Here is a 13,106-nt window from a genome sequence, read left to right as displayed (position 1 = left end):
TTCATGACTTGCGATTCGTCCGCCATCGACCTGTCGACACACCCGCTCACGAGTTGGGGCGATCCGCTTGGCTTGCCCGGTTTCGGCTCCATCACCGATGCCGATTTCACGCCGGTTTTCGAGGCGGCCTTCGCCGCGCACGAGACCGAGATCGCCGCTATCGCCGGGAACCCGGCGGCACCGACCGTCGACAACACGCTGGCGGCGCTGGAGCTTTCGGGAACGGCTCTTGGGCGCGTGGCGGCGATCTTCTGGTGCAGGGCGGGCGCGCATACCAATGCGCATATCCAGGAGATAGAGCGGGCCATGTCGCCGCGCATGGCGCGCCACTATTCGCGGCTTTACATGAACGAGGACCTCTTCGCGCGCGTCGACCGGCTTTACGCGGAGCGCGAAACGCTCGGCCTCGACGACGAGACGGCGCGGGTACTGGAGAAGACGTGGAAGCGCTTCGTGCGTGGCGGGGCGAAGCTCGATCCGTCGGGCAAGGCGCGGCTGGCCGAGATCAACGAGAAACTGGCGGAGCTCGGCGCACGCTTCGGGCAGAACGTGTTGGCCGACGAGAGCAACTGGGTGCTTCTTCTTGATGAAGAAGACCTCGTCGGCCTGCCTTCCTCGCTCAGGAGCGCAATGGCCGAAGCGGCCCAATCACGCGGCCGGCCAGGCCGCTACGCGGTCACCCTGTCGCGCTCGGTCGCCGAACCGTTTCTCACCTTCTCCGAGCGACGGGATCTGCGCGAGACGGTGCTTCGCGCCTTCATCGGCCGCGGCGAGAACGGGGGCGAGACCGACAATACGGAGATCATCCGGGGGACTCTGAAGCTTCGTGCAGAAAAGGCGCGGCTGCTCGGCTACGAGACCTATGCCGCGTTCAAGCTGGACGACACCATGGCCAAGACGGCCGACGCCGTGATGGACCTCTTGAAGCCCGTCTGGGAAAAGGCGCGCGAAAAGGCAGCCGAGGACGAAAAGGAACTGAGCCGCATTGCCGCCGGCGAGGGGCACAACCATCCGATCGCGCCATGGGACTGGCGCTACTATGCCGAGAAGCTGCGGGACGAGCGCTTCGGCTCCGATGAAGGCGGGGTCGGGCCTTACCTCGCACTTGAAAACGTGATCGCCGCCGCCTTCGACGTGGCGCATCGCCTCTTCGGTCTCACCTTCGAGGAGCAGAAAGGTGTCGCCGCCTGGCACGAGGACGTGCGGGTCTTCCTGGTGAAAAATTCCGACGGCAGCCGGCGCGGGCTTTTTCTCGCCGATTATTTCAACCGCTCCTCCAAGCGCTCCGGCGCGTGGATGAGCGCGTTGCGCACCGGCTATCGCCTCGGTGGCGGCGAGGAGCCGATTATCTTCAACGTGATGAACTTCGCCAAGCCGCCGAGAGGCAGGCCGGCGCTGCTTTCGGCGGAGGATGCACGCACGCTCTTCCATGAGTTCGGCCACGCTTTGCACGGGCTTTTGAGTGAGGTCACCTGGCCTTCGATTGCCGGAACCGCAGTGGCGCGCGATTTTGTCGAGCTTCCCTCGCAGCTCTTCGAGCACTGGTTCACCGTGCCCGAGGTGCTCTCCCGCCATGCGCGCCATGTGGAGACGGGCGAGCCCATTCCGCCGGAGCGCGTGGAGAGGATGCGTGCGGCCCGCAATTTCAATTCCGGCTTCGCTACGGTCGAGTTCACCGCCTCGGCGCTGGTCGACATGGCGTTCCATGCGCGGCAGGAAGCACCGGAAGACCCGCTGCAATTCGAACGGGAGACCCTGGAGACGCTCGGCAAGCCGGCGGCTATTCCCATGCGCCACCGTTCGCCGCATTTCTTGCATGTCTTCTCCGGCGACGGCTATTCGGCGGGTTACTACTCCTACATGTGGTCGGAGGTGCTGGACGCCGACGCCTTCCGCGCCTTCGAGGAGGCGGGCGACCCGTTCGATCCGGAGACGGCGGAACGGCTTCGCCGCTATATCTACGCCGCCGGCGGCTCGGCCGATCCGGAAGAACTCTATACGGCGTTCCGCGGCAAGCTGCCGAACCCGGAGGCGATGATGAAGAAGAAGAGGTTGGCATAGGCGCAGGCCTTTTGTATACTTTATTTAATCCTATGATATATAATTACAACTTTTTTTATAACTTCAGAGTTTTATGAGAAAATTATCATATGTATTGTTATACACTGTGTCGATTTCGGGAATCTTTCTTGAAATTTCCATTTTCTCTCCGATAGGAAATATCAACGTTTTTCTTGCTGTGTATCTACTGTGGTCGTGCCTTCCCTACGTTGTATGCATTGTCGCGGGCCATTTCTCGAAGCCGGTGATCACCCTGTTCGGGGCCGCCGCGGTCCTGGCTCATAACGTGATCGTCTTTCGAGATGTCTTCCTGGCATCATCATCCCTGCCCGCCGGATCTGACGCGTTCCTGGATATGCTCCTCTTACTCCTCCTTTATGCGCGGGCCGTGAATCTCTTCATCCTTGTCCCGGCGGCGATCTTCATCGGCTGGCTTGGCGACGAATCCGCGCGGGAGGTCGAGGCAGGGATCGAAAGGTGGCGCCGGTGCCAGGGGCAAGGAGAGCCGGCTGACTGAACGCGACCGGGCGCCCCGCGTCTGGCGGATATTTTCCACAGTCGCAGAAGCGTCAGCGAACTGTCACGGAAGCGCAGTGGTCCTGCAATGTTTCCGCGCGATGGCTGATCGGTCACGTTCAGCCATCCAGGAGACAGCCATGAACAGAACGAAGCTCACCCGTCGCAGCTTCATCGCTTCAGCCAGTGCCGTCGGCCTTGTCGCCGGCTCCGGCCTTGCTCTTCCCTTCTATTCGCGTGCCAACACCCGCCCCGCCTTCACCCATGGCGTGCAGTCCGGCGACGTGGACGCCACGTCGGGCATGATCTGGACGCGGGCCGACAGGCCCTCGCGAGTCACGTTCGAGGTCTCGACGACCGAGAGCTTCGCAAATGCCCGCAGGCTGCCGCCGCTCGACGCACTGCCGGAGAGCGATTTCGCCGTGAAGCGGCTTCTTGCCGGCCTCCCCTCGGATCAGGACATCTTCTACCGCATGCGGCTTGCCGATCTTTCGGACACCAACGCAGTTTCGGAGCCGATCGTCGGCCGCTTCCGCACCGCTCCCGCCTCGCGGCGCGACATCCGCTTTGCCTGGTCGGGCGACACGGCCGGCCAAGGCTGGGGCATCGACGAGACGGGCATGCTGACCTATGCGACGATGGCCAGGCACACGCCGAACTTCTTCCTACACTCCGGCGACACGATCTATGCCGACGGCCCGATGGCCGACGAGGTCGACCTTGCCGACGGCACCAAATGGGTCAACAAGGTGCTGATCGACGAGAAGCGCAAGGTTGCCGAGACGCTGGACGAGTTTCGTGGCCAGTGGAAATACAACATGATGGACGAGCATTGCCTTGCGCTCAACGCCGTCTGCCCCACCTTCTTCCAGTGGGACGACCATGAGGTCGTCAACAACTGGTCCTCTTCGAAGGACCTCGAGAGCGACGACCGCTACACCGTCAAATCCATCGGACTTCTGCAGGCGCGCGCGGCCCGCGCCTTCCACGAGATGACGCCGATCCGCTTCACCCCCGCCGAGCCGGGCCGTGTCTACCGCAAGATCGCCTACGGACCGCTGCTCGACGTCTTCTTCCTCGACCTGCGCAGCTATCGCGGGGCGAACGGCGATTCCATGGAGGAGGAACTGACCGACGCCGCCCGGATCATGGGCGAAGAGCAGGTGCAGTGGCTGAAGCGGGAACTGGCCGCTTCGCGCGCCACCTGGAAGGTGATCGCCTCCGACATGCCGATCGGCCTCGTCGTTCCCGACGGCGACCGGATCGAGGCCATCGCCAATGGCGACGGCGGTGCGGCCAAGGGGCGCGAGCTGGAAATCGCCGACCTGCTGCGCTTCATCCGCAATGCCGGCATCGAGAACACGGTGTGGCTGACGGCCGACGTCCACTACACGGCCGCCCATTATTACAACCCCGACAAGGCGGTCTTCCAGGATTTCAATCCGTTCTGGGAGTTCGTGTCCGGCCCGCTCCATGCCGGGACCTTCGGGCCCAACGACCTCGACCCGACCTTCGGCCCCGAGCTGCGCTACGTGAAGGCGCCGAGCGAGGAGCAGGGAGCAAACCTGCCGCCCTCGGCTGGGTTGCAGTTCTTCGGGCTGGTGGACATTGACGGCGCCACGGAACAGATGACCGTGCGCCTGATGGACCGCGACGACAGCGAACTCTACAAGGTCACGCTTGATCCCGTGCGTTCGGCCTGAGTCGTGAGGAAGCCGGGGAGGCGCTCTCCCCGGCTTTCTGTCCCGGGGAAACGCGGACATTCTTCCTGATTGCAATTCACGGGCAAATTTTACCCTCCTTGGCCGCCGGAGGGGAAATTTGTTTTCATCCGGTACGTAGGCGCTGTATCATCTTCTCCACTTGATTGCCGCGTTCCTTTTTAAGGCACGCGGGCTAAACCTGATTGCGGAGACATCGATGACGGGGCGCATTCGGGCCGAGGTGAGGGCATTCTACGACGAACGGACGTCGTCGCTGCAATATGTGGTGGCCGATACGGCAAGCGGAAAATGCGCCATCATCGATCCGGTTCTCGATTTCGACGAGAAGTCCGGGGCAACGGCCACGCGCAATGCCGAGCGCATTCTCTCCTATATCGAGGAGGCGGGGTTGTCGGTCGAATGGATCCTCGACACCCATCCCCATGCCGACCACCTGTCGGCCGCCGCCTATCTCAAGGAAAAGACCGGCGCGCCGACGGCGATCGGGGAACGGGTCGTGGACGTCCAGCTGCTTTGGAAGGACATCTACAACATGCCGGAGTTTCCCGCCGACGGCTCGCAGTGGGACAAGCTCTTCGCGGCCGGAGAGCGGTTCAGCATCGGAAGCCTGCCGGCGAGCGTGCTTTTCTCGCCCGGCCACACGCTGGCCTCCATCACCTATGTGGTGGGAGACGCGGCCTTCGTGCACGACACGCTTTTCATGCCGGACGGCGGTACCGCGCGGGCGGACTTTCCCGGCGGGAGCGCCGAGCGGCTGTGGGGTTCGATCCAGGAAATCCTTTCGCTTCCGGCCGAGACACGTCTCTTCACCGGCCACGACTACCAGCCCTGCGGACGCGAGCCACGCTGGGAAAGCACGGTGGCCGAGCAGAAGGCGTACAACACGCATATTTCGAGATGCCGCACGGCGGAGGAATTCGTTCGCGTGCGTGAGGCGCGCGATCGCACGCTCCCCATGCCTCGGCTCATCCTCCACGCGCTGCAGGTGAACATGAATGGCGGCCGGCTTCCCGAACCTGAGCCGAATGGAAGGCGCTACCTCAAATTTCCCCTGAACGCGCTCGACCGGTTCTCTTAACGCAGTGGACAGCGCCTCCATTGGAACAGCATGGAGCGCGCTTTATGGCATGTTCTCCCCCTGCATTCCTTGGTTCTTCTCATGATACTTCTTCTGACCGGATGCTATGCCGATGGCACATCGGCCAGCCTTCACAACAATTGCCGGCAGGCTTCCATGCCCGATGCGCCCATTGGCGGGCCTGACATGGTGAATGAGGACGAGATGGGGCGCGACAGTGTTGCGGAGCGGCAGGAGCGACTCCTCGATCCTCGTTTTAAGCACTGGGATTGCGATCCATTCTACCGGTGCCTGCGCCGCCCCTGACGAGTGCGATTTTCTCATGGGAGCGGCCTACCGTTGGGCGCCGCTCCACCCTATATGCGCCAACGCGGCTGCACACGGCCCCTTTCGCAACTGCGAAAAAACCTGTATGAGCGCGCCAACGGAAGATTCCGGCGCGTGTATTGTCGCGTCTGGCGACCCCTCGAAGAGAAACATGAAACTCCGCAATATCGCGATCATCGCCCATGTCGATCATGGGAAAACCACGCTTGTGGACGCCCTCTTGAAGCAGTCGGGCTCCGTGCGCGAGAACCAGCGCGTGGACGAGCGTGCCATGGACTCCAACGACCTGGAGAAGGAGCGCGGGATCACCATCCTGGCCAAGGCCACCTCGGTGGTCTGGAAGGACGTGCGCATCAACATCGTCGACACGCCCGGCCACGCCGATTTCGGTGGCGAGGTGGAGCGCATCCTCAATATGGTGGACGGCGCGGTGCTCCTGGTCGATGCCGCGGAAGGGCCGATGCCGCAGACCAAGTTCGTGGTCGGCAAGGCGCTGAAGGTTGGGCTGAAGCCCATCGTCGCCGTCAACAAGATCGACAGGCCGGATGCCCGTGCCGACGAGGTGATCAACGAGGTCTTCGACCTTTTCGCCGCGCTCGATGCCACGGACGAGCAGCTCGATTTTCCGATCCTCTACGGCTCCGGCCGCGACGGCTGGATGAATTATGCCCCCTCCGGCCCCAAGGAGGAAGGGCTTGCGCCGCTGTTCGACCTCGTGCTCGACCACGTGCCCGAGCCGACGGTGGAGGAAGGCCCTTTCCGCATGATCGGCACGATCCTGGAGGCCAATCCGTTCCTCGGCCGGATCGTCACCGGGCGCGTCGCTTCCGGTGCGGTGAAACCTAATCAGGCGGTAAAGGTACTTGCCCGCGACGGCACCCTCCTGGAGCAGGGCCGCATCTCCAAGATCCTGGCCTTCCGGGGACTGGAGCGTTCGGCCGTGGAGGAGGCGCAGGCCGGGGATATTGTCGCCATCGCCGGCCTCTCGAAAGGTACGGTGGCCGATACGTTCTGCGATCCGTCCGTCACGCAGGCCATGGAGGCCCAGCCGATCGACCCGCCGACGGTCACCATGAGCTTCATCGTCAACGACTCTCCGCTCGCCGGCACCGAGGGCGACAAGGTGACGAGCCGCGTGATCCGCGACCGCCTGTTGAAGGAAGCGGAGGGCAATGTGGCGCTGAAAATCGAGGAATCGGCGGATAAAGATTCCTTTTTCGTCTCCGGCCGCGGCGAGCTTCAGCTCTCCGTACTCATCGAGACCATGCGCCGCGAGGGTTTCGAGCTCGCCGTCTCCCGTCCCCGCGTCGTCATGAACAAGGGCGAGGGCGGACAGCTTCTCGAACCCGTCGAGGAGGTCGTCGTCGACGTGGACGAGGAGCATGCCGGCATCGTCGTGCAGAAGATGTCGGAGCGAAAGGCGGAGATGGTGGAACTGAAGCCGTCCGGCGGCGACCGCCAGCGCCTCGTCTTCCACGCACCGACGCGCGGGTTGATCGGGTACCAGTCCGAGCTTCTGACCGATACGCGCGGCACGGCGGTGATGAACCGGCTCTTTCACGCATATCAGCCCTACAAGGGCGAGATCGGCGGCCGCGTCAACGGCGTGCTGATCGCCAACGAGCCGGGCGAGGCCGTTGCCTATGCCTTGTGGAACCTGGAGGATCGCGGGCCGATGGTCATCGATCCCGGCGTGAAGGTCTACCAGGGCATGATCGTTGGCATTCATACGCGAGACAACGATCTGGAAGTGAACGTGCTGAAGGGCAAGAAGCTGTCCAATGTGCGCGCTGCTGGCAAGGACGATGCAGTGAAGCTCACGCCGCCCGTGCGCATGACGCTGGAGCGCGCGCTCTCCTGGATCCAGGATGATGAACTGGTGGAGGTCACGCCGAAGGCCATCCGCCTGCGCAAGCTCTATCTGGACCCGCACGAGCGCAAGCGCTTCGAAAAGCAGAAGGCCGCGGTCGCCTGAGGCGGCTATCAGCGGTCTACCGGCCGGAACACCGGTTTTTGCTTTGTGCACCCCATCTGCGGGTACCGCCGGCTGCGGCTTCACCGAGCGGGCGATTAATACGTCGTGCCGCCGATTCCATGGAACGGCTTTACCTCTTTTCCGTTACCTTCATCGAAAAGGATGCGTGACAGAACGGGAAACCGGAGCGCCCCCGAAAGCGGCAGATGACGCTTGGGGACGCAGGAGGCAAAGTCATGAAGAAGGCCAGGAAAGCCGCATTCGGCTTGACGGCGCTGGCGTCCGTGGTGCTCTTCACCGGAGCAGACAGCGCCACCAGTGAATCCAGCATCTGCGCGCCGCGCGAAGACCTGGTGTCGCAGCTCGGTAACCAGTTCAATGAAAGCCAGAAGGCGATCGGACTGCTCGGAGATCGGGCCGTAATGGAGGTCTTTACCTCCGATCAGGGCAGTTGGACCATTCTGACCACCGACATCGAAGGCAATAGCTGCATCGTCGCGGCAGGCGAAGGCTGGGACGACGTTTTCGCCCAGAATGTGGGCCAGGGCGTTTGACGGGTCCTACAGGCGCGAGGCGGCTTCGGCGTGCTTGCGCAGAAGGCGCATCAGCGCCTCGGCCTCGCGCATGGCCGCCTTCTCGTCCTCATCCAGGACAGCGCGAATGACCCGAACGTGCTGCTCGGCGGCGTAGGCAAGTCCGGAGTCTGCCTGGTAGCGGTACCAGAAACGGCGGCAGTGGGTCTGCAGCGGTGCAGCCATGCTGGCAGCAAAGGGATTGTCGGCGGCAGCCGCCATCGTTTCGTCGACGTTCTTGTCGGCTTCGAGGAAGGCGACGATGTTGCCGGCGACGACGGCCTTCTGGATCTGGACCGCTGCGTCGCGAAACCGGGCGGCGGTATCGCCGGTGATGAAGCGCGCGGCGGCGCGTGCCATGGCAACCTCGATGCCGCGACGTGCCTCGATCACCTTCAGCCAATCACTGGCGTTGAGGGGTCTCACGGCGATGCCGGCACGGGGCCGCACTTCCATCAGCCCCTCCCAGGCAAGCCGCTGGATCGCCTCGCGGACCGGGGTGCGCCCCATTCCGAGACGGTCGATGAGCTGCCCTTCGGTGGTGACGCTGCCCGGCGCGAGCTCCAGTGTTACCAGCATGCGCTCCAGGGTGCGATAGGCTTTTTCGGCTGCCTGCTGCCCCGAATGGCCGTTGAAATTTACCACCATGAACCGCCTCAGATATATTATAGATATATCAATCCTGAACGATAATCCGCTGCTTGGCTGGTGTCATAATATATCAGTGATATATTAAAAGGCGAATCAACTCGGTTCAAAACGGCCTATTGGAGGGTCCGTGCGGCCGGATGCAGGCCTGTGCATGGCCCACCAGAAGGGATGCAGCGATATATCAGGCGGAGAATCGAAGCGGAACAAGCTGGTCTCGTCAGCGTCCGGTTATCCAGAGGAAAGCGCGTGATGGTCCAGGTTTTCTCGTCATCGAGGCCGCCGCGCGGCGCCTTGCCCGGCGGAGCCGCCACGGTGACGGCGATTCGTTGCGGGGTAAAAAGGGCTAAATTTACGGGACGCAATCCGAAATGCAGGAATGTGGCGCCAGCAGCAGAGGACGGCTGAGAGGTCGCCAGGCGTGGTGGTGGAGGTACGGCCGGCGCCAGCCTGCCGGCAGTTTTAGGGAGTGACCGCAGTGGCGGGGCGCAATGGCATGGACGCCCAGGTGGCGATCGTCGGCGGCGGCATTATCGGCATCGCCGTGGCCGCCTATCTGGCCGAAGCCGGCCGGGACGTCCTGGTGCTCGACCGCTCCGGCGTCTGCGAGGAAACCAGTTCCGGCAATGCCGGTGCGCTTGCCTTCTCCGACATCCTGCCCCTCGCCCACAAGGACATGCTGTCCCAGGTGCCACGCTGGCTGATGGACCCGCTGGGGCCGCTTTCCATTCCGCCTAGCTACCTGCCGCGGCTGCTGCCATGGCTCTGGCGCTTTATGCGTGCCGGTCATCCGGCGAAGTTCGAGGCAGCCGTTTCGGCGCAGGCATCGATGATGGCGCTCGCCGAGCGCGAGTGGAGCAGCCTGATGGGGCGCAGCGGCACGAAGCACATGCTGCGCGAAGACGGCTCGCTCGAGCTTTACGAGAGCGAGGCGGAGTTCCATGCCACCGAGCCCGGATGGAAGCTGCGGCGGCGCTACCACATCCCGTTCCGGCATCTTGAAAAGGACCAGATCGCCGAACTGCAGCCGGGGCTTTCGGAACGCTTCGTGCGCGCCACCTTCGTACCGGGCTGGAAGACCGTTTCGGATCCGCAACGGCTGGGCCAGGCGGTCTGGACCTATGCCGAGCGCCACGGGGCCCGCTTCATGCCGGCCACCGTGGCTTCGGTAAAGGCGGAGGAGGGCGCGGTCCGCGTGGTGCTTTCCGGTGGCGAGGTTCTGAAGTGCGCAAGCGTGGTGATCGCCGCCGGCTCCTGGTCGCGGCCGTTCGCCGCCGGCTTCGGAGATCGGGTGCCGCTGGAGACGGAGCGTGGCTACAATACGACCCTGCCGGCCGACGCGTTCGCGGTGAAGCGGCAGCTCATCTTTCCGCGGCACGGCTTCGTCGTCACCCCGCTCGAGACCGGCTTGCGCATCGGCGGCGCGGTGGAACTGGCCGGACTCAAGCGCGCACCCGACTACAGGCGCTCGCGCGCCATGCTGGAAAAGGCGGCGCGCTTCCTGCCGGGGCTGAAGACCGAGGGAGGCCGGGCGTGGATGGGCTATCGGCCGTCCCTGCCCGATTCCCTGCCGATCGTTGGACAGGCCGGGAGGGAGCGGCGGGTCTTCTATGCCTTCGGCCACGGGCATCTGGGATTAACGCAGGCTGCGGCGACGGGCCGCTTGATCCGCGACCTCGTGCTGGAGCAATCTCCGCCGATCGACCTTCGCCCCTTCCGGGCCGGGCGCTTCAGGGAACGTGATTGAAATGGCAAGGCACAGTTTCTTCTGCATCGACGGGCACACTTGCGGGAACCCGGTGCGGCTGGTCGCCGGCGGTGGGCCGCGACTGGAGGGCGCGACCATGCTGGAAAAGCGGGCGCACTTCATGGCCGAATACGACTGGATCCGCACCGGCCTGATGTTCGAGCCGCGCGGGCACGACATGATGTCGGGCTCCATACTCTACCCGCCGACGCGCACGGACTGCGACGTCGCAATCCTTTTCATCGAGACGACCGGGTGCCTGCCGATGTGCGGGCACGGCACGATCGGCACCGTCACCTTTGCCATCGAGCACGGCCTGGTGCAGCCGAAGACGCCGGGCGTGCTCCGTCTCGACACGCCGGCCGGGCTGGTCGTGGCGGAATACCGGCAGGAGGGCGCCTACGTGGAGGAGGTGCGGATCACGAACGTCCCCGCCTTCCTTCATGCGACGGATATCGAAGTGGAATGTCCGGACCTCGGGCTCCTTCGGGTCGACGTCGCTTATGGCGGCAATTTCTATGCGATCGTCGAGCCGCAGGAGCGATTCCGCGACATGGCCGACCACGCGGCCTCGGACCTGGTGCGCTGGAGCCCGGTGCTGCGGCGGCGGCTCAACGAGGCGCATCGGTTCGTCCATCCCGAGCAATCCTCGATCTCAGGCCTCACACACATTCTGTGGACGGGTGCGCCGACCCAGGAGGGCGCGCATGCCCGCAACGCCGTCTTTTACGGCGAGAAGGCCATCGACCGCTCGCCCTGCGGCACCGGCACCTCGGCCCGCATGGCCCAGCTCCACGCAAAAGGCCGCTTGAAGCCCGGCGAGGCCTTCGTCCACGAATCCATCATCGGCTCGCTCTTCAACGGCCGGATCGAGGAGAAGGTGCAGGTGGGCGGGCGCAAGGCGGTGGTGCCTTCCATCGGCGGCTGGGCGCGTATGACGGGCCTCAACACGATCTTCATCGACAATCGCGACCCGTTCGCGCACGGGTTTACCGTGCGGTAGTCCCGTGGCGGATCCGGCGCCTGCAGCATGGTCTTTCGGCAAGCTCAAGACAGAGGCGCGTGCGAGGGGTCGCCGTGCCTATCTGGATTGAACAGCGCGGGCATGCGTCAGCCCGCCGGCTGCCTGCTTCTCACCATCGGCAATAGTATCAGCCCCAAAAGGAACAACACGAGAATCGGCGTCACGCCGAGGCGCTGTGCGGTTTCGGGTGCCAGCGCCAGGGCCTCGCTTGAGAAGTAGGCCGTGGCCACTGCCACCGAGAACGGGCCGATGAAGGTGGTCGCCTTGCCGGACAGGGCGTAGAGGCCGAAGGCTTCCGTCACCTGGGCGCGCGGCGCCTGGTCGACGAGCAGCGTGCGAGATGCGGCCTGGACCGCCCCGCCGGCGGCCCCGATCAGCGCACCGGCGAGGAAGAAGACGATGTCCGGGAGAGCCGCCGCCCCTCCGACCGGCAGGAACAGGACGTCGCTACGCGTGGTGGAAATGACGAGCAGACAGCAGAAGCTCAAGGTGAGGATCGATGTGCTGACGACCGCCTTGGGTCCGAAGGCCTGGTCCATGCGGCCGCCTGCCCAGGCGCCCAGTGCACCGGTGACGTTCGCCAGGATGCCGAACAAACCGATCTGCGTGATCGACCAGTTCAGAACGCCTGCGGCATAGATGCCACCGAAGGTGTAGAGGGCGTTGAGAGCGTCGCGGTAGAACATGGAGGAGGCGAGGAAGCTGAAATAACTGCGCTCGGAGGGCAGGCGGTAGAGTGTGCTGCCCAGCTGCCGCAATCCTTGGCGCACCGCGCCCGTCACGCTGCGGCGGGGCTGATCGGGAGTGAGGAGAAACATCGGCAGCACGAAGACGACGTACCACAGCGCCGTCAGCGGTCCCGCCGCACGGTCGCCCTCCCTCTGCAGCGGGTCGAGGCCGAATATGGGCTCCACACCAAGAAGCGTATGGCTGGTTCCCGACGTAGTGGACATGAACCCCAGCACCAGGACCAGCGAGACGAGACCGCCGAGATAGCCGAGACCCCATGCAGAGCCGGACAGCCGCCCGAGCTCGGAGCGTGGCACCAGGGTTGGCATCATCGCGTTGTTGAAGACTGCGGCAAATTCCATTCCGAAGAAGGCGAGCGCCACGACGACGAGCACGGGCCAGAGCGGTGCCATGCCGGGAACGGCGAACCAGAGCGCGGCGCAGGCGAGCACACCGATGGTGGAGAAGCCGAAGATCCAGGGCTTGCGCGGGCCGGAGGCGTCGGCGATGGCGCCCAGCACCGGTGACGAGAGCGCGATCATCAGCCCGCCGATCCCCGTTGCATAGCCCCAAAGTTCCTGCCCGCGCGCGGCATCGGGTGCGACGGCCGCGGCGAAATAGGGGGCAAAAACGAAAGTGATGATCAGCGTGTGAAAAGGCTGCTGCGCCCAGTCGAAGAGCATCCAGCCCCAGATCGCGGAGCGG

10 protein-coding genes are annotated in these 13,106 nt (G+C 64.1%); 8 read left to right on the top strand and 2 right to left on the bottom strand.

From position 1 onward, the window contains the following. Positions 1-3: 3 nt before the first annotated feature. The 6 genes from SIN08_RS19110 to SIN08_RS19085 all read left to right on the top strand — a co-directional run bounded on the left by SIN08_RS19110 (position 4) and on the right by SIN08_RS19085 (position 8,235). Positions 4-2,061, top strand: a complete 2,058-nt coding sequence (locus SIN08_RS19110; RefSeq protein WP_322453189.1) for a M3 family metallopeptidase — start codon at positions 4-6, stop codon at positions 2,059-2,061. A 244-nt stretch (positions 2,062-2,305) separates the two neighbouring features. After that, positions 2,306-2,578 carry a hypothetical protein gene (locus tag SIN08_RS19105; protein ID WP_322453188.1) on the top strand — a complete coding sequence of 91 codons (273 nt, stop codon included), beginning with the start codon at positions 2,306-2,308 and terminating at the stop codon, positions 2,576-2,578. A 139-nt stretch (positions 2,579-2,717) separates the two neighbouring features. Then, positions 2,718-4,280 (top strand): alkaline phosphatase, encoded by a 1,563-nt coding sequence (locus SIN08_RS19100; protein WP_322453187.1) that lies wholly within the window; start codon positions 2,718-2,720, stop codon positions 4,278-4,280. Between the two features lie 217 nt (positions 4,281-4,497). Beyond that, positions 4,498-5,379 carry an MBL fold metallo-hydrolase gene (locus SIN08_RS19095; RefSeq protein ID WP_322453186.1) on the top strand — a complete coding sequence of 294 codons (882 nt, stop codon included), beginning with the start codon at positions 4,498-4,500 and terminating at the stop codon, positions 5,377-5,379. Positions 5,380-5,857: 478 nt separating this feature from the next. Next, the gene (gene typA / locus SIN08_RS19090) at positions 5,858-7,681 is read left to right on the top strand and encodes a translational GTPase TypA (protein ID WP_322453185.1); all 1,824 of its coding nucleotides are present in this window, start codon (positions 5,858-5,860) and stop codon (positions 7,679-7,681) included. Positions 7,682-7,917: 236 nt separating this feature from the next. Next, the gene (locus SIN08_RS19085; RefSeq protein ID WP_322453184.1) at positions 7,918-8,235 is read left to right on the top strand and encodes a hypothetical protein; all 318 of its coding nucleotides are present in this window, start codon (positions 7,918-7,920) and stop codon (positions 8,233-8,235) included. 6 nt (positions 8,236-8,241) lie between these two features. Here SIN08_RS19085 and SIN08_RS19080 read toward each other — a convergent pair whose 3' ends face one another. Then, positions 8,242-8,901 carry a GntR family transcriptional regulator gene (locus SIN08_RS19080; RefSeq protein ID WP_322453183.1) on the bottom strand — a complete coding sequence of 220 codons (660 nt, stop codon included), beginning with the start codon at positions 8,899-8,901 and terminating at the stop codon, positions 8,242-8,244. A 496-nt stretch (positions 8,902-9,397) separates the two neighbouring features. Between SIN08_RS19080 and SIN08_RS19075 the strand changes: the two genes are divergently transcribed. Both SIN08_RS19075 and SIN08_RS19070 read left to right on the top strand, forming a co-directional pair. Beyond that, positions 9,398-10,648, top strand: a complete 1,251-nt coding sequence (locus SIN08_RS19075; RefSeq protein WP_322453307.1) for an NAD(P)/FAD-dependent oxidoreductase — start codon at positions 9,398-9,400, stop codon at positions 10,646-10,648. Between the two features lies 1 nt (position 10,649). After that, positions 10,650-11,651, top strand: a complete 1,002-nt coding sequence (locus tag SIN08_RS19070; RefSeq protein ID WP_322453182.1) for a 4-hydroxyproline epimerase — start codon at positions 10,650-10,652, stop codon at positions 11,649-11,651. Positions 11,652-11,758: 107 nt separating this feature from the next. Here SIN08_RS19070 and SIN08_RS19065 read toward each other — a convergent pair whose 3' ends face one another. Then, the gene (locus SIN08_RS19065; protein ID WP_322453306.1) at positions 11,759-13,084 is read right to left on the bottom strand and encodes an MFS transporter; all 1,326 of its coding nucleotides are present in this window, start codon (positions 13,082-13,084) and stop codon (positions 11,759-11,761) included. Positions 13,085-13,106: the final 22 nt, after the last annotated feature.

This window comes from Chelativorans sp. M5D2P16, assembly GCF_034427935.1.
Lineage (GTDB): Bacteria > Pseudomonadota > Alphaproteobacteria > Rhizobiales > Rhizobiaceae > Chelativorans.
The sequence above is the reverse complement of the archived record's forward strand: the minus strand, read 5'-3'. Positions and strand labels throughout refer to the sequence as shown.